The sequence below is a fragment of the Mesorhizobium sp. P160927 genome (assembly GCF_057766385.1).
Map to the genome: position 1 here is coordinate 3,022,273 of NZ_JBYMDW010000001.1, position 24,699 is coordinate 3,046,971.

The window sequence follows — 24,699 nt, forward strand, 5'->3', positions numbered from 1 at the left end:
AAGGATTCGTACGAACGGCATCTGCAAGAGGAATCGAGCCTATGGCGGGCAGCGTACCACCGTCAGGCCTCTAGGACGTTGTCATGTCCAGCGGTTTGCGCGACCTGGATGAGCTTTCGGTCGAAGGTCACGAAGCCGTCGCAGTGGGTGGACTTTCCCAGATGCAGCGCGTCGGCGAAATCCATTCCCCTTTCAGCCAGATCGAGTGCCGCCGCAACGATCACCGCATCCTCGATTTCTACCGTGGTAAGCCCGCCGAACGCCCTTAGTGTCCGGGCGATTTCGGGAGGCATATAGCCGTAGGCACTGCGCAGCACCCACTCGACCTCCAAAATCACGGTGGTGGCGACGAAAACCCTTCCCCCATCGATCAGCCGTCGGGCGCGCGAGGATTGCTCGGGATGGTCGCCCGTTAGATAACGAACGACAAGATTAGTATCAATCGCGAGCATGGCGTCGCCGTGCCTCGGCGAGCACGCCTGCATCCATTTCTTCCAGCGTCTTCGGCTTGCCGCTGTACGGCAAGGACGCAAACACGTCCTCAGGCCGCGTCTCGGTGAAAACCGGCGTCCGCTTTAGAAGGACACCCTCAGCGGTCTCCTCGACCACAAGGCGTGTGCCGGCTACCCATTCCCTGCGTTTCCGGATCGCGCTGGGCAGGATGACCTGTCCCTTGGTCGAGACGGTGGTTATGAGCTTTTCAGAAGCGGCCATAGGATACTCCCTTCGTAAGACAAAGGTAAGATATTGGAGCGGCCAGCAAAATTCAAGCCGCTAGGTGTCGGCCCGTGTCTGAAACCGTGCGTTCGAAGGCTGCAAACGATGTCCAATCGGCGCCATTGAATTCGCTTTGCGAAACAGGCACATTCCGCGGCGGGAAAAGGGAGTGAAAAAGATGATTTCACCGGGGTTTGTGGCCGAGATATTGGGTGCGGCTTTGATTATGGCGCTCACCGGAGCGCTGGTCGCTTGGCTTTTGAGAAAGATCGCCCGCATAGGATTGGTGCCGTCCTATGCTCTTGGCATCTCGGTCATGACCTTTGTCGGCGCGGCGCTGTACGTCTCCAGCCAGAACGGCGCAGTCGATTATCTGAATGCCTGGATCAAATATGCGATTGGTGGTGTCGTCGGCTTCCTAATCCTCTATTCGACGTCGAGGCGGTCCACCAGCAAGACGTAACCGGCCGCCTCGATCAGGTTGTCATTCAAACCCGCGTGCCGCCGACCGTCATCTGGTTCATCCTGAGATGCGGCTGGCCGACGCCGACGGGTACGCCCTGGCCGGCCTTGCCGCACATGCCGATGCCATTGTCGAGCTTCATGTCGTTGCCGACCATCGATACGCGGTGCATGGCATCAGGCCCGTTGCCGATCAGCATTGCGCCTTTGATCGGCTGCGTCACCTTGCCGTTCTCGATCATGTAGGCCTCGGTGCAGCCGAACACGAATTTGCCCGACGTTATGTCGACCTGGCCACCGCCGAAGGAGACGGCGTAGATGCCGTTCTTGACGGAGGCGATGATTTCGTCCGGCTCCATGTCGCCTGACGTCATGTAAGTGTTGGTCATGCGCGGCATCGGCTGGTGCGCATAGCCTTCTCGCCGGCCATTGCCGGTGGCTTTCATGCCCATCAGCCGGGCATTCTGCCGGTCCTGCATGTAGCCGACCAGTTTGCCGTCGTCGATCAAGACGTTGCGGGCCGAAGGCGTGCCTTCGTCGTCGACGGTGAGTGAGCCGCGCCGCTCTGGGATGGTGCCGTCGTCGACGACCGTCACCCCCTTGGCGGCCACCTGCTGCCCCATCAGGCCGGCGAACGCCGACGTTTTCTTGCGGTTGAAATCGCCTTCAAGACCATGGCCGACGGCTTCGTGCAGCATCACGCCCGGCCAGCCATTGGATAGCACGATGTCGAAAGTGCCTGCCGGGGCCGGGATTGCCTCCAGGTTGACCACCGCTTGCCGGAGCGCCTCCCTGGCGGCGTGCCTCCAACTATCCTCGATCAGGAATTCGCCGAATGCCTTGCGCCCGCCCATGCCGTAGGAGCCGCTTTCCTGGCGGTCGCCGTCGCCGACGACGACCGAGACGTTGACGCGGACCATCGGCCTGATATCGCGCACTATCTGGCCGTCGGCACGAACGATCTCGACATGCTGCCAGGACGCGGCGATCGAGGCCGTCACCTGGCGCACGCGTGGATCCTCGGCGCGCAGCCAGGCATCGATTTCTTGCAGCAGCTTCGCCTTGGCCTCGAAGGAAGGAGAGGGGATCGGGTTCTCGTCGCCGTAGAGATGGCGGTTGGTACGGGCGGGGGCTGCGGCAAGCGTGCCTGAATAGCCACCCTTGACGGTCGAGACAGCTTCGGCCGCGCGCAGCAGCGACGCCTCGGACAGGTCGCTGGAATGAGCGTAGCCGCTGGCCTCGCCGGCGACGGCCCGCAGGCCAAACCCCTGGTCGGTGTTGAAATTGGCGGTCTTCAGCTTGCCATTGTCGAACATCAGCGCTTCGCTCTCGCTGTATTCGAGGAAAAGCTCGCCGTCATCGGCGCCCTTGATGGTGTCAGCGACGATCTGCTTGATGCGGTCGTCTGAAATGTCGAATTGGCCGATCAGGCTGTTCATGGCGCGTCCGTCCGTGGGATGATTGCTTTCCCCCGATGTAGGCGTGAAGCCGCGCCCGCACAATCGGCAATGAGGAATCGGCGCCGACGAATGACTTCGTTCGCTGCAGGGCATGCGTCTGGGTCGGCAAAAGCCGCGTCCATGCCTGGTTCAGCGCGAAGCCGCGATCAGGGCAGAGCGGCGAAGCCTTCGGCGAAACCCTTGAGCTCGACGGGAATGCCGATACCCTCTTCCGGGGTCTGGAAAACGATGAATGTCGCCGATGTGCCGGTCTTCAGTGTGTCGAGCAGCGGCTTTTCGAGAATGACCTCGGCATAACAGCCGTCCTGGAAGCAGCGCACGAAGTAGGCGCGGCCAATGTCCTTGCCGTCGACGTTGAGGCCGAGGCCGTTCGGCAACAGCACGCCGAGCGGCGCCAGCACGCGCAGGATCTCGGCCTTGTTGTCGGCGGTGCGCAGCACGACGACCGAGAGCCCCATTTCCGGACGATCCTCGGCGACGACGTTCTGCATCATCACGCATTGTTCCGAGGTGGCGCCGGCCGGCGTGTCGCAGATGATCGACCATGCGCCATGCGTCGAGCGCACCGTGCCGCTTGGCTGGGCAGCATTGGCCTTGCCGGCGACGAACAGACCGGCCGCGCAAAGGACCCCTAGAAACACTGCGTTTGCCAGGGTTCTCGAAAGGCCTAGTCGCGTATGCCTCAGTCTCGAAAGCCAAGAGTTCATGACTGCTCCATTGCGAATCACGGCACTTTAAGCCGCGCCAATGCCAAGTAAAGGACGAGACCGTGGCCGGACTGTCCCTAAAAAGGCAATGCGGCGCTTTTCCTTGCCAAATTCGCCTGAATTACGACGCTTTGCGGGTGCCGCCGGCACAAGGCGTGCACCCCGCCGAACATACGCGATTCGCCATTACGGCCATTGCCCCGGAAGAGCCACGTCGGCTTGCGCGCAAAAATGCCGCACGGTTTCGACCGCTCCTTTCTTGCGGAGGGAAAAAGAGTATGGTTTGAACCAGCTTGAAACTGTCCGGGATTCCCGTCCCGGCATTGTTCGTTATTCTCGCGGGCACAGCCGGTGAGAGACTGGGAGACGAAGAGGGCGATGAGAAAATTCCTAGCGAGCACCGGTGCTGCTGCCACGTTCCTCGCCTGCGGATCCGCTTATGCGGACCAGCCCAGGCCGTGGGAGACCGGCTTCCAGGCGCCCGCGACCGACATGATGCGGCAGATCGAGTGGTTCGGAAACTACACGATGTGGTTTATCATCCCGGTCACGGTCCTGGTGCTGTTTCTGCTGATCTACTGCATCATCAAATTCCGCGCGAGCGCCAACCCGACCCCGTCCAAGACCAGCCACAACACGCTGATCGAGGTGATCTGGACTGTCGGTCCTGTCGTTATCCTGCTTTGCCTCGCCATCCCCTCGTTCACGCTCCTGACCGCCCAGTATACGCCACCGGAAGAGGCCAAGCTGACCGTTAAGGCGACCGGCAACCAGTGGAACTGGGATTACGAATACCAGACCGACAACACGCTCGCCTTCAATTCGGCCATCCTTCAGGATGGCGATCGCGCCAAGGCCGGCAAGGAGGATCGCGCCGTCTATCCGCGCCTGCTCGCCGTCGACAACGAACTGGTCGTGCCGGTCAACACGATGACCCGCGTGCTTGTCACCGCGACCGACGTGATCCATTCCTTTGCCATGCCGTCCTTCGGCATCAAGATCGACGCCATTCCCGGCCGCACCAACGAGACCTGGTTCAAGGCGGATAAAGAAGGCCTCTATTACGGCCAGTGCTCGCAGCTCTGCGGTAAGGACCACGCCTTCATGCCGATCGCCATTCGTGTTGTGTCGGACACGCAGTTCAAGACCTGGCTGGCCGCGGCCAAGACCGACCTGCCTGGTGCCAACAAGACGCTCATGGCCGAGGTCGATGGCCAGAACAAGGTAGCGGCCGCCGGCAACTGATGCCGCGGGTCAGCAAGATTTAGGGAACGGAGCGGAACATGGCAGACGCTGCAGCTCACGAGGGGCACGATCACAAGCCGTATCATGGCTGGGTGCGCTGGGTTTATTCGACCAACCACAAGGATATCGGTACGCTCTACCTGATCTTCGCGATCATGGCCGGCATTATCGGCGGCGCGCTTTCGGTCGCTATCCGCATGGAGCTGCAGGAGCCTGGCATCCAGATCTTCAGCGGCCTTGCGCAGATGGTCTATGGCATGAACGGCGATGCCGCGATCGACGGTGGCAAGAGCATGTACAATGCGTTTGCCACCGCGCACGCGCTGATCATGATCTTCTTCATGGTCATGCCGGCCCTGATCGGCGGTTTCGCCAACTGGATGGTGCCGATCATGATCGGTGCTCCCGACATGGCATTCCCGCGCATGAACAACATCTCGTTCTGGCTGCTGCCGCCGGCCTTCATCCTGTTGCTCACCTCGATGTTCGTGCCGAGTGCGCCCGGAGCCTTTGGCGTGGGCGGCGGCTGGACGCTCTATCCGCCGCTTTCGACTTCGGGCCAGCCCGGACCGGCCATGGATCTGGCGATCCTGTCGATCCACATCGCCGGCGCGTCCTCGATTCTCGGTGCCATCAACTTCATCACCACCATCTTCAACATGCGCGCGCCAGGCATGACCCTGCACAAGATGCCGCTGTTTGCATGGTCGGTGCTGGTCACCGCCTTCCTGCTCTTGCTGTCGCTGCCGGTTCTGGCCGGCGGCATCACCATGCTGCTCACCGACCGCAATTTCGGCACGACGTTCTTCGCGCCTGACGGTGGTGGTGACCCGATCCTCTTCCAGCACCTGTTCTGGTTCTTCGGTCACCCGGAAGTCTACATCCTGATCTTGCCGGGGTTCGGCATCATCAGCCATATTGTCTCGACCTTCTCGAGAAAGCCGGTATTCGGCTATCTCGGCATGGCCTACGCCATGGTTGCGATCGGCGCGGTCGGCTTCATCGTCTGGGCGCACCATATGTATACGACCGGTCTGTCGCTCGACACGCAGCGCTACTTCGTCTTCGCCACCATGGTCATCGCGGTGCCGACAGGCGTGAAGATCTTCTCCTGGATCGCAACCATGTGGGGCGGATCGATCTCGTTCAAACCGCCGATGCTGTGGGCGCTGGGCTTCATCTTCCTGTTCACCATCGGTGGAGTCACCGGTGTCCAGCTGGCCAATGCCGGCCTCGACCGGTCGCTGCATGACACCTATTTCGTCATTGCCCACTTCCACTACGTGCTGTCGTTGGGCGCGGTGTTCGCCATCTTCGCCGGCTGGTACTACTGGTTCCCGAAGATGACCGGCTACATGTACTCGCCCGTCATCGCCAACACCCATTTTTGGGTCATGTTCGTCGGCGTGAACCTGGTCTTTTTTCCGCAGCACTTCCTCGGCCTCGCCGGCATGCCGCGCCGCACCATCGACTATCCTGACGCGTTTGCGGGCTGGAACATGGTTTCGTCCTACGGCTCGTATATTTCGGCCGTCGGGGTGGTGATCTTCCTCTATGGCGTGTTCGAAGCCTTCCAGAAAAAGCGTATCGCCGGCGCCAACCCGTGGGGTGAGGGTGCTACCACACTCGAATGGCAGCTGCCTTCGCCGCCGCCGTTCCACCAATGGGAGCAGCTGCCGAAGATCAAGTGAAGGCGGCTCCCCGCTCGAATACGAAACCGCCGGCCCGCCGGCGGTTTTGGCCAACGGAATGATGGACTTGAGTACGCATGGCCCTAGTCGACAAAACCAGCATTGACGAAGCGGGCTTCCGTATGTCGGAAGCCACGGCGGGCGATTTCTTCGCCCTGTTGAAGCCGCGCGTCATGTCGCTGGTGGTGTTCACCGCCTTTGTCGGACTGGTCGCGGCACCGGTGACCATCAATCCGCTGCTGGCGGTGATCGCCATCCTGGCCATTGCGATTGGGGCCGGCGCCTCTGGCGCGCTCAACATGTGGTACGACGCCGACATCGACGCGGTGATGACCAGGACCGCCAGCCGCCCGGTGCCTTCCGGCCGGATCCAGCCGCACGAGGCGCTGAGCTTCGGCTTGGTGTTGTCGGTGCTGTCGGTGATGACGCTCGGCGTGTTGGTCAACTGGTTGTCGGCGACGCTGCTGGCCTTCACCATCTTCTTCTATGCCGTGGTCTACACGATGTGGCTGAAACGCTCGACGCCGCAGAATATCGTCATTGGCGGTGCAGCGGGCGCCATCCCACCGGTTATCGGCTGGGCCGCGGTGACCGGGTCGGTCAGCCTCGAAAGCATCATCCTGTTCCTGATCATTTTCCTGTGGACGCCGCCGCATTTCTGGGCGCTCGCGCTGTTCAAGTCCGAGGACTATGGCCGCGCCGGCATCCCGATGATGCCCAACGTCGCCGGCCATGCATCGACCCGCCGTCAGATTTTCGCCTACGCACTGGTGCTGGCTCCGGTCGGCGTGCTGCCCTGGCTGCTCGGCTACACGACGCCGTTCTATGGCGTGGCTGCCTTGCTGCTGGGGGCTGGTTTCGTCTGGTATGCCTGGAAAGTGCTTGGCATGGCCGACGATGACCGCGCCATGAAGCCGGCAAAGGCCCTGTTCGCCTATTCGCTGCTCTATCTCTTCGCGATCTTCGCCGTTTATCTGGCTGACAGTGTCGTCGAACGCGCGCTTGCCATGGGTGGGGCATGACCATGGTCGAGAAAGAACTCGAAACGGTCACCTTGACCGATCGCCAGAAGAAGGCCCAGCGCAGCCGTTCTATCGCCATTGGCGTGGCGCTGGCGGTGCTGGTCGTGATCTTCTACATCGCGACAATCGTGAAGTTCGGCCACAATTTGTCGGGCTCGATGTGATGAGCGCCGAGACGTCCAAGAAGACGGTAGGCAAGACCGGCAACCGCGTTGTCGCGGCTGTCTGCCTTGCCTTCTTCACCGGCATGATCGGCATGGCCTATGCCGCCGTGCCGCTCTACAAGATGTTTTGCCAGGCGACCGGCTATGGCGGCACGACGCAACGTGTCGAGAAGCAATATGCCGGCCGCGTGCTCGACCGCGAGATCACCGTCCGCTTCGACGCCAACATCGCCGGCGTGCCATGGGAGTTCCAGCCGGTCCAACGCTCGATGACCATGAAGATCGGGCAGACCGTGCAGGCGCATTATCAGGCGACCAACAAGTTCGATCGCCCCGTCACCGGCCGCGCAACCTTCAATGTGCAGCCGGAACTGGCGGGCCCGTATTTCAACAAGGTCGAATGCTTCTGCTTCACCGATACGACGCTAAAGCCGGGCGAGACGCTGGACATGCCGGTCCTGTTCTATGTGGACCCCGACATCGTGAATGTGCCGGAACTGAAGGACGTGAAGACGATCACCCTGTCCTATACGATGTTCCCGGTCGAGAAGACCAAGCCGGTGGCGTCGTCCGGGCCGGCCCAGGGCAATAGCAAGACAGTTTCAGATACCGAAGGAAATCTCGGGGGTTGATATGGCAGACGCGCACGCAAAACCACACCATGACTACCATCTCGTCGACCCGAGCCCGTGGCCCTTCCTGGGATCGGTCGGGGCGCTTGTCACCGCTTTTGGCGGTGTCTGCCTCATGGAATACCTGAAAGGCGGCTCCTTCCCGATCTTCGGCGTCAACATCGCCAATCCGTGGCTGTTCTTCATCGGCATTGTGATCGTGCTGTACACCATGTTCGCCTGGTGGTCGGACACGATCAAGGAAGCGCATGAGGGCCACCATACGCGCGTCGTGTCGCTGCACCTGCGCTATGGCATGATCATGTTCATCGCCTCGGAGGTGATGTTCTTCGTTGCCTGGTTCTGGGCCTATTTCGATGCCAGTCTTTTTGCCGGTGAGGTGCAAAACTACGCGCGTCACACGTTTACCGGTGGTGTCTGGCCGCCGAAGGGCATGGAGGTTCTCGATCCCTTCCATTTGCCGCTCTACAACACCATCATCCTGCTGCTGTCGGGCACCACGGTTACCTGGGCGCACCACTCGCTCATCCATGGCGACCGCAAGGGCCTGATCAACGGCCTGGTGCTGACCGTCGGGCTCGGCATGCTGTTCACCATGGTGCAGGCTTACGAGTACATGCACGCGCCGTTCGGCTTTAAGGATTCCATCTACGGCGCCACCTTCTTCATGGCGACCGGCTTCCATGGCTTCCATGTCATCATCGGCACCATCTTCCTGCTGGTCTGCCTGATCAGGGCGATGAAGGGCGACTTCACCCCCAAGCAGCATTTCGGCTTCGAGGCGGCCGCCTGGTATTGGCACTTCGTTGACGTGGTTTGGCTGTTCCTGTTCGCCTCGATCTACGTCTGGGGATCGGTCGGCGCGGTGATCGAAGGCCACTGATCCAGCCTTTTGGATGTCGATTTCGGGAAGGCGGTCGCGGCGACGTGGCCGCCTTTCTTCTTTTCGGCGCAAGGACAGCCGATCAATGAAAGATGCGGCTGACTTCGATTTGCGCATTGGCATTCCGGCTCTTGCCGCTGAGAAGGTCTGGTGCGCGTCGACCGGGCGAAGCGGCTTCGGCTGGTCGGGCTGGCTGCTTCAATTGGTCGACTGGACCGATGGCTGCATTGGGGTTACGGAGTCCGACATGGACCAAGTCTGGGCGATGGTGGCCGATGGGGCGCCGATCGAGATCGAGCAATAGCCATGAATGACGGCACTACGCATGAGTGAGGACAAGGCGATCTGGCCTCCGATCGATCCGATTTCGGCCGGCCTGCACGGCCGCTGCCCGCGTTGCGGCGAGGGGCGGCTGTTTTCCGGCTTTCTCGCCGTCGGCAAGCGCTGCGTCAATTGCGGCCTCGACTATTCCTACGCCGATGCCGGCGATGGACCGGCGGTGTTCGTCATCCTGATCATCGGCTTCATCATCGTCGGTCTGGCGCTCTGGGTGGAAGTGACGCTGAGCCCGCCGCTCTGGCTGCATCTGCTGATATGGATCCCACTGGCACTGGTGCTGTGTCTGACGGCGCTTCGGTTGATCAAGGGAGTGCTGCTCACCCTGCAATACAGCAACAAAGCAGCCGAGGGGCGGCTGGATCGCGGCGAATGAGCGAAGCATCCTTCAAAGATCGCGGCCATTCGCGGCCACGATCGGCACTGTTGTTCGTCCTTGGCCTTGTGCTGTTCTTGATTCTGCTGGCGCTGGGCACCTGGCAGGTCCAGCGCCTGCACTGGAAGGAAGGCCTGCTGCAGACCATCGACCATCGCACCCATTCGGCGCCACGACCGCTTTCCGAGGTCGAGAAGGAATTCGCCTCGACCGGTGACGTCGACTACACGCCGGTCACGGTCACCGGCACTTTCCTGCATTCCGGCGAGCGGCATTTCTACGCGACCTGGGAAGGGGAGGCCGGCTTCAATGTGTATACGCCGCTGGCCCTCGACGACGGCCGTTTCGTCCTGATCAACCGCGGCTTTGTTCCCTACGACCTCAAGGACGCGGCGAAGCGCGCCAAGGGACAGGTAACAGGCAGGGTCGCGGTCACCGGGCTGGCCCGCAACCCGCTGCCGACAAAGCCCTCCATGATGCTTCCCGACAATGATGTGGGGAAGAACATCTTCTACTGGAAGGACCGCGACGTCATGGCCGCGAGCGCCGGCCTGCCGGCTGGGTTCAACTTGGTGCCGGTCTTCATCGATGCCGACAAGACGCCAAATCCCGGCGGCCTTCCGATCGGGGGCGTCACCATCATCGACCTGCCGAACAGTCATCTGCAATATGCCGTCACCTGGTACGGGCTTGCCGCGGCACTCGCCGCGGTGCTTGTCCTCCGGCTTCGCCGGCCCGCGAAAGAGGAATGAACGCAGGCTACGCCTCCCTTTCCACCGATACCCTTGACAGGGCAGGGGTAGGCACCTCATTTCGGCGCTGACCAACCGGCAGGATTTGATGCTTCACACAATCGCCAAGCCTCCTCTGACGATCCGGCTCTGCCAGCCGCGCGGTTTTTGCGCGGGCGTGGACCGTGCCATCCAGATCGTCGTGCTGGCGCTGAAGAAATATGGCGCCCCGGTCTACGTCCGCCACGAGATCGTCCACAACCGCTATGTCGTCGAGGGGCTGCAGAGCCTTGGAGCCGTTTTCATAGAGGAACTTTCCGAAATCCCGGCCGAACATCGGCAGTCGCCGGTCGTCTTCTCCGCGCACGGTGTGCCCAAGTCCGTGCCGGCGGACGCGCAGGCGCGCAACCTGTTCTATCTCGACGCAACCTGTCCGCTGGTCTCCAAGGTCCACAAGCAGGCGATGCGTCACCAGCGGCTTGGCCGCCATGTGCTGTTGATCGGTCATGCCGGGCACCCCGAGGTGATCGGCACCATGGGGCAGTTACCGGAAGGCGCGGTAACGCTGATCGAGACCGAGGCCGACGCCGCCCGGCTTGTGCCCGCCGATCCAAAAGCACTTGGTTTCGTCACCCAGACCACGCTCTCGGTCGAGGATACCGCCGGCATCATCCGCGCATTGCAGGAGCGCTTTCCGGACCTGCAGGCGCCGGCGGCGGAATCGATTTGTTACGCCACCACCAACCGCCAGGAAGCGGTCAAGGACACGGCGCCCGGTGCTGATCTCTATCTGATCGTCGGCGCCCCCAATTCCTCGAATTCGCGCCGCCTTGTCGAAGTTGCGGAACGGGCAGGTGCCTCGATGTCGCTTCTCGTGCAGCGCGCCGCCGAAATTCCGTGGAATGACATCGGCACCATTTCGACGCTCGGCCTGTCGGCGGGAGCATCGGCGCCGGAGATCATCGTCGATGAGATCATCGACGCGTTCCGCCAGCGTTTCGACGTCACCATCGACCTGGCCGTCACGGCCACCGAAACAGAGGATTTTCCGGTCATGCGGGTATTGCGCGATGTCGAACTGACGCCGGCCGACATGGCCTTTGTCAACGGGACCGCGTGAACGGCCATGGCGGTCTACACCGACGTTGCGGAGGGCGAACTCGGCGCTTTCCTGAAGCACTATCCGGTCGGCGATCTCCTATCCTACAAGGGCATCGCCGAAGGCACCGAGAATTCGAACTTCCTGCTGCACACATCGAGCGGCTCCTACATCCTGACGCTCTATGAAAAGCGAGTCGAGAAGGCGGATTTGCCGTTCTTCCTCGGGCTGATGGGCCATCTCGCCAGCAAGGGCGTGTCCTGCCCGCTGCCGGTGACCGCGCATGACGGCAGCGTCATCGGCACGCTGGCCGGCCGGCCGGCCGTCATCATCACCTTCCTCGAAGGACTTTCGCTGCGGCGACCGGCCGCAACGCATTGCGCCGAGGTCGGCAAGGCGCTGGCGGCGCTGCACCTGGCCGGCGCCGATTTTTCGATGACGCGTCCGAACGCGCTCGCCCTCGACGGCTGGCGCAAGCTTTGGGATGCATCTCGCGGCCGCGCCGACGAGGTCGAGCCGGGCCTTGCGGCCGAGGTCGATGCCGACTTTGCCGATTTCGAGCAGAACTGGCCCAAAGGCCTCCCCAAGGGCATCATCCATGCCGACCTTTTCCCGGACAATGTATTTTTCCTAGGCGAGAAGCTTTCGGGGCTGATCGATTTCTATTTTGCCTGTGACGATCTCTATGCCTATGATGTCGCCACCTGCCTCAACGCCTGGTGTTTCGAGAAGGATTTTTCCTTCAACCTTACCAAGGGCAAGGCACTGCTTGCCGGTTATCAAAGCGTGCGCCCCCTGAGCCATGACGAGAAGGCGGCGCTGCCGATGCTGGCGCGCGGTTCGGCGCTACGCTTCATGCTGACCCGACTTTACGACTGGCTGACCGTCCCAGATGGCGGACTGGTGATGAAACGCGACCCGACCGAATACATCCGAAGGATGCGGTTCCACCGGGCGATCAGATTTCCTTCGGAATATGGACTGGCCGAAAACGGGGTGTCATGAGCAAGCAGGTTGAAATCTTTACCGATGGCGCCTGTTCGGGCAATCCCGGCCCCGGCGGCTGGGGCGCCATCCTGCGCTTCAACGGCACCACCAAGGAACTCTTCGGCGGCGAGGCCGAAACCACCAACAACCGCATGGAATTGCTGGCGGCCATTTCGGCGCTGAATGCGTTGAAGGAGCCTTGCACGGTCGTGCTTCATACCGACAGCAAATACGTCATGGACGGAATTTCCAAATGGATCCATGGCTGGAAGAAGAATGGCTGGAAGACCGCCGACAAGAAGCCGGTAAAGAACGGTGAACTCTGGCAGGCGCTGGACGAGGCCAACCGGCGCCACAAGGTCACCTGGAACTGGGTCAAGGGTCACGCCGGCCACGTCGAGAACGAGCGCGCCGACGAACTGGCAAGGGAAGGCATGGCCCCGTTCAAGAAAGGGCCTTTCAGGCCGGTGGCGTCGGCGCCAAAGCCGGATGTCCAGGCAAAGCGGCCGCTGGCTTCGAAGGCGCGTCGTTCGACCCAGAGCTATTGAGCTTCTGGCATTCCCGGCGCCCGGCCGACAGGAGAATTTCTGTTGTGCCGATCGCCTATTATATCACCCATCCTCAGGTTCAGATCGACGCCAGCGTGCCCGTGCCGGATTGGGGTCTGTCCGACATCGGTCGTGCCAGGGCGCATGCAATGCTGAACCAGCCGTGGATTGGATCGATCGGGCGCGTGGTGTCGTCGGGCGAACGCAAGGCAGTTGAAACCGCCGAGGTGCTCGGGCGGCACCTCGACCTTGCGGTGCAGGTGAGCGAACGGATGCATGAGAACGACCCGATGCATGAGAACGACCGGTCGGCGACGGGTTTCCTGCCGCCTCCGGCATTCGAGGCGGTCGCCGACCGGTTCTTCGCCAATCCGCACGAAAGCATTCGTGGCTGGGAGCGGGCCATCGACGCACAGCAGCGCATCATGAGTGAGGTCGAGGCCGTGCTCGGTGCCGGCGGCGCCTGCAACATCGCCCTTGTCGGCCATGGCGGTGTCGGCACGCTCCTTCTGCTGTCGCTCAGCGGCAGGCAGATCAGCCGCGAAGCCGATCAGCTGGCGGGCGGCGGCAACTATTTCGCCTTCGATCGCTATGAGTACGGCTGCGGTACCCCGATCAAGACAGCCGTCGATCGGCCGCCATCCATGCATAATTCGGCGCGTGTTTGTAGCGAAAACATACGGCCGGCCGATCGTTACTACGATCGATTAGAAGCGCGGGCCATGCAGCTGGCAGAGCCGCGCATGGGTGTCAGTCGACCCGATATCAGGCCTTCTGCACGAATGCTGGTGGAGGCGCCGTTTGTAATGCTCTACGAAACGATTCCAGACACGGACGATGGCCCGGTGGAGTGGGTTGAAATCGTCCGTGTGGTCGATGGGCGGCGGGATCTGAACCGTCTGTGCTAGCTGTCTAACGGATCAGCAGCGCCGTGCCCCAAAGCCCGAGCGCGAACACCGTGTGCGAGACCAGATTGAGCGCCCGGACCCGCATCGGATTGGGCCGCTTCGAGGCGGCCCAGCCGGCGCCCATGCCTGGCGCCAGCAGGAACCAGCCGGCGCCGACCGTGACGATGCCGAGGATGAAGGCCGGCAGGAAGGTCGGCGCGACCAGCCAGCCCGCACCCGCCAGCACGACCAGGATGATGCCGTAGACGATACCGACGAAGTAATGGAAAGCCCAGCCCAGCGCCTGTTCATACGCGTAGGGCGCCGCATCGCCGATATTGTCGTGAAACACCTGGTCGCGGAGGTGCCAGACCCAGCGCCCGACCGGGCCCCAGTTCGGGCGTGGCTGGCCGAATGCCTTGTGCAGGAAAAAGGCCCAGACATCCATCAGGACGGTCGCACCGACGCCGATCGCGATAGCGCGCCAGAAGACGTCAAACATCGTAGAATCCCCCCGAAAGCCGGCAATTCTGGAGCGCCGCCATTTGTCAGGCGAGGCCATTGCGGCCTCGCGTGATTGGCCGTCGAAGTTCAGAGCTGACCGAGAATATGAGCCGCGCCGGACTCGTCGACGCCGGGTTTGGTCTCGACATTGAGGGCGGTGACCTTGCCGTCGTCGATGATCATCGAAAACCGCTTCGAACGCAGGCCCATGCCGCCACCGGAGTAGTCCGCGTCAAGACCGACCGCCTTGGCGAAATCGCCATTGCCGTCGGCGAGGAACAGGATCTTGCCTTCGCCGCCGGTGAAGCGCGCCCAGGCGCCCATGACGTGGACGTCGTTGACCGAAACGACGGCGATGGTGTCGACGCCGCGCGCCAGGATCGCGTCGTGGTTCTCGAGATAGCCGGGCAGATGGTTGTTGCTGCAGGTCGGCGTGAAGGCGCCGGGAACGCCGAACAGCACCACTTTCTTGCCCGGAAAAATCTCGGCCGACGTGATCGGCTTGGCGCCGTCGGCGGTCATTGTCTTGAAGGTCGCCTCGGGCAGCTTGTCGCCAACGGAGATGGTCATGAGTTCCTCGCTCGGGATGGGGGAAGACGCGTGCTTGCGTAGCGAACTCGGCGGCTTCCTGCAACTATCGCGGCAGCGGCATCAGTACATGCCGCGGTTTTGGGATAACGACACGTACAAGAAGATGACCTTGCAGCGCATCGTATGGGATTCGTTTTCAATACGACGCGCTTCAAGGGAAAGGCAGCAACCCTTCGACCGCGCCCGCCGAACTCGTCAACGTGTAGTGAAGCCCGCCGTCGGTCGGCGTCGTCGAGGGGCGATCGAGGATCGGCACAGTGAAGATCAGCTTGCCGTCCTTTTCCGAGCGGGAAGGTGTTCCGAACATATAGTCGCGCTCGCCGGCAACGAAGAAATCCGCTGCCTGCGGATCGCCAGGAAAACTCGCCTCGACAACCAGCGTCTCGTGATCGCCGGACAGCACCTTGATGCCGAAGTCAGGCTTTGCAGCCGCCGGTAGTGCGGTGAAACCAGCCTTCACCAACGCCGCGTCGTCAGCATTATCGGGATCGGAAGCGGGGTCGACGCTCAGCCGTGTCTGCACGGGAATGCAGATGGATTCACAAATGCCGAGAAAGACGTCGGCATCGATGACCGCCGGCTGGTTCGGCGTCGCCAGCGTGAAAGTCACCGGCAGGGAAACCGGATAATTGTAACCGGCCCATTTGCCATAGCCATCGGCATGACGCTGCGGCGCTGGAAAAGACAGCGTCGCATCGGCTATATTGGTGCTGGCCGAAACGTCGAGCTGCGGCGGCACACCTGCGTCGCCCGGGTCGCGCCAATAAGTCTTCCAGCCGGGTTTGAGGGCGATATCGAGAACACCCTGGATGCGGCCGGCGTCGTCCGGCTTGCCTGATGTCACCAGCCGCACCTTGCCGCCTTCGCTGTTGTACCAGGCGGATGAGGAGGCGCTGGCAGGGAGGGCGGCCGCCAATCCAATGGCGGCGCCGAGCAACAGGATTTTCAAGCTTTGCATGACGGTGATTTGATCGTCCCTTCGTGGCCGCGCAATGATTTCATGGCCGTGCTGATATCATATTTGCGTGACCTTTGCGGGCAAGCCAACGCCGGACCCGCAATATGAGCTTTGGTCGAATCCGCTACGGCGCATCTTTTCGGCGCCGGGGAAACGCGTTACCTTCCCTGGCATGGATTTGTTGCGCCACAAAAAGACAGCCGCCGGCCGCGGCTTTCTCGACGATCAGTTCCTGATTGCCATGCCTGGTATGAAGGACGACCGTTTCACGCGCTCGGTCATCTACATCTGCGCCCATAGCGATGAAGGCGCGATGGGCCTGATCATCAACCAGACGCAGCAGATGCTGTTCCCGGACCTTCTGGTACAACTTGGCATCATGAACGAGCAGGAGGCGATCCGCCTGCCGGCACAGGCGCGCGATTTCGTCGTGCGCAATGGCGGGCCTGTCGACCGCAGCCGGGGCTTCGTCCTGCATTCGGGCGACTACCGTGTGGATTCCTCGCTCACCGTTTCCGACGACATCTGCCTCACCGCGACCGTCGACATACTGCGGGCGATATCGTCAGGGCGTGGGCCGCGGCGCGCGCTCATGGCGCTCGGTTATTCCGGCTGGGGCGCCGGTCAGTTGGAAACCGAGATCGCCGAGAATGGCTGGCTGACCTGCCCGGCGACGCCGGAATTGCTGTTCGACGCCGACATCGAACGCAAATACGACCGGATTCTCGCCTCGATCGGCATCGATCTCGCTCATCTCAGCCTCGCCGCCGGACATGCTTGAGCCTCGTCTTTGCCGGCCAGGACTCCTTCGCTAGGTTAGGCGCAGCCGGAACGCTGCGGCGTTAGCGCAATCTCATCCCATGGCGGTGCGCGAGAACTGTTCAGGCTTGGAATTGCGCAAACAGGCGAAACCGCCTGTCCGCGCGTTATCCGCTATGCCGGCTCATGGCCGTACGCTTTGTCCTCATGCATCACGCGGCCGACGCCCGGCCAGCCAAGGTGCGCTCCAGCGATCCATGTTCCAGCCTCGGCCGCGTCGCGGAAAATCTTCCGGCGTGTCGCACGTGCGATCCGTTGATCGAGGGATCTCAAGGATCACCAGTGCATAGCCCTGCGTCTTCCAGGCGGTCCATCTCGGTGGGAGTTCGAGCGTGCGAGAAAGTCGGTCACGATCAACGCCAGCGGCTCGCTCATAATCGACGATACTCACTTGGTGATTGAGGCGGCGCTGGCCGCGTTGGTCTCGGTCTCGCCTATGATGAGCAAGTCGCGGAGTATATCGCGGAGCGACGGCTTGTCCGTGTCCTGGAGGAATGGACGCCGTCAATCCCAGGCTTTTTCCTGTATTATCCCAGTCGTCGGCTTCAGCCAGCGGCGCTGTCAGCATTGGTCAATGCGCTGCGACTCTCGCAACAATAGTCCGAGCGCGACGCGTTAGGTGTCGAGACCCTCCGTCGCTTGCGTGGAAGCGGCCGGCGGCACGACGCGATCGGCATCTACGGCATGTCGCGGCCAATAGGATTGGCCCGACCTGCTGCAAGCTTCTGGTTTACGCATGTCATTGGTCCAGAACCGAGGACACGTCCGGGCGACATGCATTAGGCCTGCGTGAGCGGATACTGCTCCTTCAGCGTCTTCAGCACCTGGTCGCCCGGCATCGGCGCGCCGAACATGAAGCTCTGGACATATTCGCATCCCATCTGGCGCAGCTCCAGCGCATCGCGCTCGTCTGATATGCCCTCGGCGACTACCGAAAGGCCGAGCTCATGCGCCATGTTGACCATGGATTTGAGCAGCACCGTGCGTTTTGGCGTGCTGTCGTCGACGAAGCTCTTGTCGATCTTGATGGTATCGAACGGGAACCGCGTCAGATAGGCGAGCGATGAATAGCCGGTGCCGAAATCGTCCAGCGACAGGCCGATGCCGAGCTGCTTGAGCTTGGTCAGCACATGGGCCGTCTGCTCGGGATTGTCCATGACCAGCGACTCGGTCAGTTCGAGCCGGAAGCAGCGGGGCTTCAGATTGGCGCGCGCGATCACGGAACGCACGTCGCTGACCAGGTCGCGGCGGATGAGCTGGCGGCTTGACAGGTTGACCGACACCGACAGCGGCGCGTCGCCGATCTGCTTTTGCCATCCTGCCAGATCCTCGGCCGCCTGCTGCATGGCAAACAGCCCAAGCTGCACGATCAGCCCGCAGCTTTCCGCGACCGGGATGAAATCGGCCGGCGGGATCATGCCGCGGCGCGGATGGTCCCAGCGCAGCAGGGCCTCGAAGCCGGCGACGCTGCCATCCTCGAGCCGCACGATCGGCTGGTAGGCCAGGGTGAATTCGCGCCGCTCAATGGCGCGCCGCAGATCGGATTCGAACTGCAGGCGATCGGTGCCGACTGTGCGGAACGCCGGGCGGAACGGCTCGATCCTGTCGCCGCCGAAGCGCTTGGCCTGGTGCATGGCGAGCTCGGCGTCCTTGACCATGTCCTCGGCCGAGGTCTGCGCCGAGGTCCAGGTAATCAGGCCGATCGAGGCGGTCAGCACGATTTCGCGCTTGGCAAAGGTGATCGGATTGTTGATCGCATGCTTGATCGCATCGGCCACCCCGGCGATGCGGGCAGGGTCCTGCTCGGACAGCAGCATCAGGGCAAACTGGTCGCCGGCGAAGCGCGACAGCGAATCCTTCGGCTTCAACAGCCGATGCAGGCGGCGCGCTATAGTGAGCAGGATGGTGTCGCCGGCTGAAATGCCGAGCCCGTCATTGACCTGCTTGAAGCGGTCGATATCGATGACGAAGACGGTCGGCCGCACCTTCTCTTCGGTGCGAGCGATCGAAATGATTGCCTCCAGCCGGTTCATGAACAATTCGCGGTTCGGCAGGCCGGTCAGATTGTCGTGCACGGCGTCGTGCAGCAGCCGTTCCTCGGATTTCTTCTGTTCGGTGACATCGACCATGGTGCCAACGCAGCGGATCACCTCGCCGTCCGAACCGATGACGGGTCGCGCGCGCAGGGCAAACCAGTGATAGTGCCCGTCGGCGCCGCGCAGGCGGAAATTCTGTGCTACCCGGCCACGACGGTGTTCGAGAACCACGTCGAGCGTCGTGCGGAATGTGTCGCGGTCGTCGGCATGCAACACCGGCAGCCAGTTGCGCGCGGCACCGCCCAGGCTGTTGGGGGCGAGGCCGAGCTGGATGCTGACGTCGGGTTTGGTCACAACGCGGTCGCGCAGCACGTCCCAGTCCCACACCGTATCGCCCGATCCCGCGACGGCCAGCGCCTGCCGCTCGAGGTCGGAGAATAGCCCCTGATGCAGCGCACCGCCAGCAAAGGCGTGCTGCATGACGGTGAAGCCGATCAACAGGATGATCAGGATCAGCCCGCCGCCAAGTGCCGGCTGGGCGATGTCGTTGTCGAGCATGCCGGTGATTGCCATCCACGATCCGCATAGCCATAACAGCACCATGACCCAGCTGGGCACCAGCATGATCGCTCGGTCATAACCACGAATACCGAGGAAGATGATCAAGCCCAGCCCGGTCAGTGCGGTCGCGGCGAACGAGATGCGGGCGATGCCGGCGGCGACCGCCGGATCGACGATGGCGACACCGGCGATCAAGAGCAGCCCCAGAATCCAGACCAGGGCGCCATAGCTGAAATGGCCGTGCCATCGGTTGAGGTTGAGATAGGCAAACAGGAACACCACGAAAGTCGCCGCCAGCGCCACCTCGGTGCCGGCTCGCCACATCTGCTCGTTGCCGGGCGAGATCTCGATGACCTTGTTGAGGAAGCCGAAATCGACACAGATATAGGCAAGCACCGCCCAGGCGAGGGCCGCCGTCGCCGGGAACATCGACGTCCCTTTGACCACGAACAGGATGGTCAGGAACAGCGCCAAAAGGCCGGCGATACCGATGACGATGCCGCGAAACAGCGTGTAGGAATTGACCGAATCCTTGTAGGATTCAGGATCCCAGAGGTAGACCTGCGGCAGCTTCGGCGAGGCGAGTTCGGCAATGAAGGTGATCACCGTGCCGGGGTTCAGCGTCACCCGGAACACGTCGGCGTCGGGGCTGGTCTGGCGGTCGAGCGCGAAGCCTTCGCTGGGCGTAATGGCGGCGATGCGCGTAGAACCCAGATCCGGCCAGAAGATGCCGGAATTGACCAGCCGGAAGTGCGGCGCCACGATCAGCCGATCGAGTTGCTGGTCGGTGGTGTTGGCGAGCGCGAAGACAGCCCAGTCGCCGGTCGAGCGGGCATCGTTGGCTTCGACCTCGATCCGCCGCACGATGCCGTCCGGCCCGGGCGCGGTCGACACCTGGAAGTTCTCACCCTGGTTGCGGTAGATTTCGACGGCGCGCGAAAGATCGAGCGCGACATCGTCGCGGGCGATCTTGATGGGTTCCACGGCAAAGGCCGACGAAGCCGCGCACAGCGTCAGCATCGTCGCCAGCAGAAAGGCGAACAGCGGCCCGTTTCGCAGGGAATTCGTCAAAAATCAGTCCTTCGTTCCAGCGCCCGGCGGATCGTCGGCGATCCGGGCGTAGAGGTAGTGGTCCTGCCAGATGCCGTTGATCCTGAGATAGGATCGCAGAAGTCCTTCGCGCCGGAATCCGGCTTTTTCAAGCACGCGGATCGACCTGATATTGTCGGGGATACAGGCGGCTTCGATCCGGTGCAACCTCAGCGTATCGAAGGCGAAGCGGGCCACCACCTTGACCGCGTCTGTCATCAGGCCGCGGCCGCCGAAGCGCTCGCCGATCCAGTAGCCGACATGGCCGCTTTGCGAGACGCCGTGGCGTATGTTGCCGAGCGTGATGCCGCCCGCGAGTTTGCCGCTCGATTTCTCGAAGATGAAGAAGGCGATCGCGCTTCCCTGTGCGTAGTCCTCGCGATAGCGGCTGATGCGCAGGCGCCATGCCGTGCGGTCGAGTTCGTCGGGGGTCCAGCGCGGCTCCCACGGTTCCAGGAACGCCCGGCTTTCGCCGCGCACCGCCGACCACTCGCGGTAGTCATTGGTGAGCGGCACGCGCAGCGTGACGAGGTTGCCCTTCAGTGCCGGCAGGTCACGGCGAAAGAAAGGGAGCGCGAACACGGCGCTTGGGACTTAGACGGCGAGCCTGCGGGCCGTGGTCTGCGTGCCCGGAAGCGAATCGAGGATCGCCTCGTATGGTGCCAGCGTACCCACGGGCCCGACAGCGGTAAGCGTCGGCTTGGTCGAGAACATCCGTGACGACAGGTCGGTCAGGCGCTCGATCGTCAGCGCCGCCAGGCGCTCCATCAGCTCTTCCTTCGCGATCGGCCTGCCGAAAAGGAGTAGCTGCCGCGCGATCTGCGAGGCGCGGCTGGCCGGGCTCTCGGCCGACATGATCAGCCCGGCGCGATATTGTGCGCGCGCGCGGTCGAGTTCTTCCTGCAGGATGCTCTCGCCGGCCTTCTGCAACTCGTCGATGATGACAGGCACCAGCTTGGCGATATCGCTTTGGCCCGTCGCGGCATGAACGCCGAATATGCCCGTATCGGAAAAGCCCCAGTGGAAGGCATAAACCGAGTAGCAGAGGCCGCGTTTTTCGCGGACCTCCTGGAACAGACGCGATGACATGCCGCCGCCGAGGATCATAGACAGCACCTGCGAGGCGTAGAAATCGCGCACATGGTAGGCGCGGCCCTCGAAGCCCAGCACGATCTGCGCATCCATCAGGTCGCGGTCCTCGCGGAAGTCGCCGCCGACATATTGCGCGTATTGCGGAATGGTGCTGTCGGCCTTGCTGCGGAAACCGCCGAGCCGGTTTTCGACCTCGCGCACGAACTTGTCGTGCTTGATGTCGCCTGCGGCCACGATCACCATCCGTTCGGCGCCATACTGGCGTTCGATGAAATCGTGCAACTGCTTGGAGGTGAAGGATTTTACCGTTTCGGGCGTACCCAGGATCGAGCGGCCGATGGTCTGGTGGCGAAAGGCCGTCTCGGTGAAACGGTCGAAGACGATGTCGTCGGGCGTGTCGTGCGCGGCGCCGATCTCCTGCAAGATGACGTGCTGCTCGCGCTCAAGTTCCTGCGGGTCGAATTCGGACTCCTGCAGGATGTCGGACAGGATATCGACGGCCAGCGGCATATCGTCGGAGAGCACCCTGGCGTAGTAGGATGTGGTCTCGACGCTGGTGGCCGCATTGATCTCGCCGCCGACGTCCTCGATTTCCGAGGCGATCTCGAAGGCGCTTCGCCGCTTCGTCCCCTTGAACGCCATGTGCTCGAGCAGATGGGCCATGCCGTGCTCGTCTTCGCGTTCATTGCGGGCACCCGATTTGACCCAGGCACCCAAGGCAACCGATTCGATACTTGGAAGGGTTTCGGTGGCGACTGTCAGGCCGTTCGACAGACGGCTTACCTCAACACCCATATGGCTCGTACTCCCTAACGCGCCGCCCGCGCGCGGCGACTGACGTAATCTTCCACCATTTTGAGGTCGGATGGAAGTACCGTGTATTTTTCCTCGAATGTCATCAATCCCCCTAACCATGCGGGCAGGGCGGGCGAGACACCGCTGGCGGCTTCCACGGCGGCCGGGAATTTCGCCGGATGGGCGGTGCCGAGCACCACCATCGGCACGGCGCCGGCAGCCCTGGCCGTCGCCACATGCATGGCTGCCGCCGTATGTGGATCGAGCAGGTAGTTGCTGTTTGCCAGCGTCGAGCGGATGGTGGCGGCGACCTCGTCCATATCGGCGCGGCCGGCGTCGAATTCGGTTCGCATACCGGCGATTTCCGCGGCTTCGATGGTGAAGGCGCCCGATTGTTTGAGGCCGGCCATGTAGCGCCGCACCGTTGCGGCGTCGCGGTTTGACGCCTCGAAAAGCAGGCGTTCGAAGTTCGACGAAACCTGGATGTCCATCGACGGCGAGGTGGTCGCAAAGACCCCTTTGGTCCGGTATTCGCCGGTCGCGAAGGTGCGTGCCAATATGTCGTTATCGTTGGTGGCGATGACCAGCCGGTCGATCGGCAGGCCCATCTTCTTGGCGGCGTAGCCGGCGAAGATATCGCCGAAATTGCCGGTCGGCACGGTGAAGGACACCGGCCTGTCCGGTGCGCCGAGCGACAATGCCGAGGAGAAATAATAGACGATCTGGGCCATGATGCGCGCCCAGTTGATCGAATTGACCCCCGATAGCGACACCTGGTCGCGGAAGCCGTGATCGTTGAACATGTCCTTCAGCAGGCCCTGACAGTCGTCGAAATTGCCTTCGATCGCCAGCGCATGGACATTTTCAGCCTTCGACGTCGTCATCTGCCGCTGCTGCACCGGCGAGACGCGGCCATGCGGAAAAAGGATGAAGATGTCGGTGCGGCTGCGCCTGGCAAAGGCGTCTATGGCTGCGCCACCGGTATCGCCCGAGGTGGCGCCGACGATGGTGGCGTGCTGGTCGCGTTCGGCAAGCACATGGTCCATCAGCCGGGCAAGCAACTGCATCGCCACGTCCTTGAACGCCAATGTCGGTCCGTGAAAGAGTTCGAGGACAAAAGTGTTGGCACCGGTCTGCACCAGCGGGCAGACGGCCTCATGGCGGAAGGTGGCATAGGCTTCGCGGACCAGGCGCTCGAAGACCGGCGCGGCGATCTCGCCGCCGAGGAACGGCGTCAGCACGCGCATTGCGAGGTCTGGATACGCTAGGCCGCGCATGGCTCGAATCTCGGATGGAGAGAAATGCGGCCATTCGCGCGGTACATAGAGCCCGCCATCGCGCGCCAGGCCGGCCAGGACGGCGTCGGAAAATCCAAGCGCGGGCGCTTCGCCGCGGGTACTCACATAATGCATGTCACAGATCCGTTTGCCGCCTGTTTGTCCGTTCACCACAAGTTGGTTAATTTCTGCACCGGCTCTAGTCGCATTTTTGCCGCGCGGTTGATATACGTCACCAGCTTTGCGAGAGGGAAGTGCGGTTTCATGGCGTTTCGTATATCAAGTGGTCGCTTTTTGGCGGGTCTTGCGCTCACGGGCTTTATGCTTGCCGCCGCGGGCTGCCAATCAGGCGACAATGGCATCCTGAACCTCGGTTTCGGCAAGAAGGATCCGACGGCGCCACCGCCGCCCCAGGACCCCAAGGTGTTGGCCAGCCAGCTGAACGCCTATTGCCCAAGGGTGACGGTGCGCGACGGCACGGCCTTCTTCAATACCTATGTCAACGAGGTCAAGAAGCCCAAGCCGAAGCTTAAGAAGACCGGCGATGCCGCTGCGGATGCCGCGGCTCAGGCCGCCGCCGAAGCTGCTGCTTCTACGCCGCCCGACGATTCGGCGAGGATCATTTATCAGGCGTCGATCAGCGACGTGACCCGCGATTGCAGCCGTGCCGACGGACAACTGACGATGAAGATCGCGGTGGCCGGCAAGATCGTCCCAGGACCGAAGTTCACGCCCGGCACCATCACCATGCCGATCCGCACCGCGGTCATGCACGGCACCGACGTGCTTTATTCGCAGATCCACCAGTATCAGGTTCAGGTAACCGATCCCTCGGTCGCGACCCAGTTTGTCTTCACCGATTCCAACGTCGTCGTCCCGGCGCCGACGGCGCCCGACTACCAGGCCTATGCCGGTTACGACGAAACCGCGCCGAAGGCCACGACCGACAAGCCGAGGAAGAAGACCCACAGGAAGAAGACGGTCGCGACGAACTAGGCGGCTGTCGACCTAGCGTGCGTCCGGTCGGACG

The 24,699-nt window shown here is 62.3% G+C and carries 27 protein-coding genes and 1 pseudogene; 17 read left to right on the top strand and 11 right to left on the bottom strand.

The window, feature by feature from the left end; all coding sequences use genetic code 11:
- Positions 1-62: 62 nt before the first annotated feature.
- Complete coding sequence (locus AC3CB8_RS14540) at positions 63-452, bottom strand: type II toxin-antitoxin system VapC family toxin (protein ID WP_023772924.1); 390 nt, start codon at positions 450-452, stop codon at positions 63-65.
- Positions 439-714, bottom strand: coding sequence for an AbrB/MazE/SpoVT family DNA-binding domain-containing protein (locus AC3CB8_RS14545; RefSeq protein ID WP_023772923.1), 276 nt, complete (start codon positions 712-714; stop codon positions 439-441). Before AC3CB8_RS14545 ends, AC3CB8_RS14540 begins: the two co-directional genes overlap by 14 nt.
- 181 nt (positions 715-895) lie before the next feature.
- On the opposite strand from AC3CB8_RS14545, the gene AC3CB8_RS14550 reads away from it, so the two are divergent.
- On the top strand, positions 896-1,180 hold the full coding sequence (locus AC3CB8_RS14550; RefSeq protein WP_031241070.1) for a hypothetical protein: 285 nt from the start codon (positions 896-898) through the stop codon (positions 1,178-1,180).
- A 25-nt stretch (positions 1,181-1,205) separates the two neighbouring features.
- On the opposite strand, the gene tldD is transcribed toward AC3CB8_RS14550, so the two are convergent.
- Together tldD and AC3CB8_RS14560 are read right to left on the bottom strand one after the other, a co-directional pair.
- Positions 1,206-2,618, bottom strand: a complete 1,413-nt coding sequence (gene tldD / locus AC3CB8_RS14555; protein ID WP_023772921.1) for a metalloprotease TldD — start codon at positions 2,616-2,618, stop codon at positions 1,206-1,208.
- 167 nt (positions 2,619-2,785) lie between these two features.
- Complete coding sequence (locus AC3CB8_RS14560; RefSeq protein WP_023772920.1) at positions 2,786-3,346, bottom strand: invasion associated locus B family protein; 561 nt, start codon at positions 3,344-3,346, stop codon at positions 2,786-2,788.
- A 378-nt stretch (positions 3,347-3,724) separates the two neighbouring features.
- Between AC3CB8_RS14560 and coxB the strand changes: the two genes are divergently transcribed.
- The 13 genes and pseudogenes from coxB to AC3CB8_RS14625 form a co-directional block, all read left to right on the top strand.
- On the top strand, positions 3,725-4,591 hold the full coding sequence (gene coxB, locus AC3CB8_RS14565; protein ID WP_023794584.1) for a cytochrome c oxidase subunit II: 867 nt from the start codon (positions 3,725-3,727) through the stop codon (positions 4,589-4,591).
- A 38-nt stretch (positions 4,592-4,629) separates the two neighbouring features.
- Positions 4,630-6,282 carry a cytochrome c oxidase subunit I gene (gene ctaD / locus AC3CB8_RS14570; protein ID WP_352566472.1) on the top strand — a complete coding sequence of 551 codons (1,653 nt, stop codon included), beginning with the start codon at positions 4,630-4,632 and terminating at the stop codon, positions 6,280-6,282.
- Positions 6,283-6,359: 77 nt separating this feature from the next.
- Positions 6,360-7,304 (top strand): heme o synthase, encoded by a 945-nt coding sequence (locus AC3CB8_RS14575; RefSeq protein WP_023772918.1) that lies wholly within the window; start codon positions 6,360-6,362, stop codon positions 7,302-7,304.
- Positions 7,301-7,468: a hypothetical protein gene (locus AC3CB8_RS14580; RefSeq protein WP_023772917.1), complete on the top strand. Its 168-nt coding sequence runs from the start codon at positions 7,301-7,303 to the stop codon at positions 7,466-7,468. The genes AC3CB8_RS14575 and AC3CB8_RS14580 overlap by 4 nt, the downstream gene beginning before the upstream one ends.
- On the top strand, positions 7,468-8,100 hold the full coding sequence (locus AC3CB8_RS14585; RefSeq protein ID WP_023772916.1) for a cytochrome c oxidase assembly protein: 633 nt from the start codon (positions 7,468-7,470) through the stop codon (positions 8,098-8,100). Before AC3CB8_RS14580 ends, AC3CB8_RS14585 begins: the two co-directional genes overlap by 1 nt.
- Before the next feature lies 1 nt (position 8,101).
- Entirely contained in the window at positions 8,102-8,983 is an 882-nt protein-coding gene (locus AC3CB8_RS14590; RefSeq protein ID WP_015318792.1) for a cytochrome c oxidase subunit 3, read from the top strand.
- Between the two features lie 85 nt (positions 8,984-9,068).
- Positions 9,069-9,287 (top strand): L,D-transpeptidase family protein, encoded by a 219-nt coding sequence (locus AC3CB8_RS14595; protein WP_023772915.1) that lies wholly within the window; start codon positions 9,069-9,071, stop codon positions 9,285-9,287.
- Between the two features lie 21 nt (positions 9,288-9,308).
- Complete coding sequence (locus tag AC3CB8_RS14600; RefSeq protein WP_023783506.1) at positions 9,309-9,695, top strand: DUF983 domain-containing protein; 387 nt, start codon at positions 9,309-9,311, stop codon at positions 9,693-9,695.
- Entirely contained in the window at positions 9,692-10,447 is a 756-nt protein-coding gene (locus AC3CB8_RS14605; RefSeq protein WP_352566477.1) for an SURF1 family protein, read from the top strand. Before AC3CB8_RS14600 ends, AC3CB8_RS14605 begins: the two co-directional genes overlap by 4 nt.
- Positions 10,448-10,535: 88 nt before the next feature.
- Entirely contained in the window at positions 10,536-11,546 is a 1,011-nt protein-coding gene (ispH, locus tag AC3CB8_RS14610) for a 4-hydroxy-3-methylbut-2-enyl diphosphate reductase (protein ID WP_015318789.1), read from the top strand.
- Between the two features lie 6 nt (positions 11,547-11,552).
- A complete protein-coding gene (locus AC3CB8_RS14615; protein WP_023772913.1) occupies positions 11,553-12,530 on the top strand; it encodes a homoserine kinase in 978 nt (325 codons plus the stop codon).
- Complete coding sequence (gene rnhA, locus AC3CB8_RS14620; RefSeq protein ID WP_352566480.1) at positions 12,527-13,060, top strand: ribonuclease HI; 534 nt, start codon at positions 12,527-12,529, stop codon at positions 13,058-13,060. Before AC3CB8_RS14615 ends, rnhA begins: the two co-directional genes overlap by 4 nt.
- A gap of 44 nt (positions 13,061-13,104) precedes the next feature.
- A pseudogene (locus tag AC3CB8_RS14625) lies at positions 13,105-13,647 on the top strand (histidine phosphatase family protein); the annotation flags it as partial.
- 325 nt (positions 13,648-13,972) lie between these two features.
- Here AC3CB8_RS14625 and AC3CB8_RS14630 read toward each other — a convergent pair.
- The 3 genes from AC3CB8_RS14630 to AC3CB8_RS14640 form a co-directional block, all read right to left on the bottom strand.
- Positions 13,973-14,449 carry a DUF2938 domain-containing protein gene (locus AC3CB8_RS14630; protein ID WP_023783510.1) on the bottom strand — a complete coding sequence of 159 codons (477 nt, stop codon included), beginning with the start codon at positions 14,447-14,449 and terminating at the stop codon, positions 13,973-13,975.
- Positions 14,450-14,538: 89 nt separating this feature from the next.
- Positions 14,539-15,021 (bottom strand): peroxiredoxin, encoded by a 483-nt coding sequence (locus AC3CB8_RS14635; RefSeq protein ID WP_015318782.1) that lies wholly within the window; start codon positions 15,019-15,021, stop codon positions 14,539-14,541.
- Between the two features lie 172 nt (positions 15,022-15,193).
- Positions 15,194-16,000, bottom strand: coding sequence for a protein-disulfide reductase DsbD domain-containing protein (locus AC3CB8_RS14640; RefSeq protein WP_352566484.1), 807 nt, complete (start codon positions 15,998-16,000; stop codon positions 15,194-15,196).
- A gap of 172 nt (positions 16,001-16,172) precedes the next feature.
- On the opposite strand from AC3CB8_RS14640, the gene AC3CB8_RS14645 reads away from it, so the two are divergent.
- Complete coding sequence (locus tag AC3CB8_RS14645; RefSeq protein ID WP_015318780.1) at positions 16,173-16,781, top strand: YqgE/AlgH family protein; 609 nt, start codon at positions 16,173-16,175, stop codon at positions 16,779-16,781.
- Between the two features lie 497 nt (positions 16,782-17,278).
- Positions 17,279-17,419, top strand: coding sequence for a hypothetical protein (locus tag AC3CB8_RS14650; RefSeq protein ID WP_348524177.1), 141 nt, complete (start codon positions 17,279-17,281; stop codon positions 17,417-17,419).
- Positions 17,420-17,598: 179 nt separating this feature from the next.
- Here the strand turns inward: AC3CB8_RS14650 and AC3CB8_RS14655 are convergent, their stop codons facing one another.
- Genes AC3CB8_RS14655 through thrC form a run of 4 tightly spaced genes read right to left on the bottom strand, consistent with a single transcriptional unit; the run spans position 17,599 to position 23,804 of the window.
- On the bottom strand, positions 17,599-20,487 hold the full coding sequence (locus AC3CB8_RS14655; protein WP_023772909.1) for an EAL domain-containing protein: 2,889 nt from the start codon (positions 20,485-20,487) through the stop codon (positions 17,599-17,601).
- A gap of 3 nt (positions 20,488-20,490) precedes the next feature.
- Positions 20,491-21,087 carry a GNAT family N-acetyltransferase gene (locus AC3CB8_RS14660; protein WP_023783511.1) on the bottom strand — a complete coding sequence of 199 codons (597 nt, stop codon included), beginning with the start codon at positions 21,085-21,087 and terminating at the stop codon, positions 20,491-20,493.
- Positions 21,088-21,099: 12 nt separating this feature from the next.
- Positions 21,100-22,392 carry a M16 family metallopeptidase gene (locus AC3CB8_RS14665; RefSeq protein ID WP_023772907.1) on the bottom strand — a complete coding sequence of 431 codons (1,293 nt, stop codon included), beginning with the start codon at positions 22,390-22,392 and terminating at the stop codon, positions 21,100-21,102.
- Between the two features lie 14 nt (positions 22,393-22,406).
- A complete protein-coding gene (gene thrC / locus AC3CB8_RS14670; RefSeq protein ID WP_352548439.1) occupies positions 22,407-23,804 on the bottom strand; it encodes a threonine synthase in 1,398 nt (465 codons plus the stop codon).
- A 129-nt stretch (positions 23,805-23,933) separates the two neighbouring features.
- Between thrC and AC3CB8_RS14675 the strand changes: the two genes are divergently transcribed.
- Positions 23,934-24,665, top strand: a complete 732-nt coding sequence (locus AC3CB8_RS14675) for a hypothetical protein (protein ID WP_352566488.1) — start codon at positions 23,934-23,936, stop codon at positions 24,663-24,665.
- Positions 24,666-24,699 lie beyond the last annotated feature (34 nt).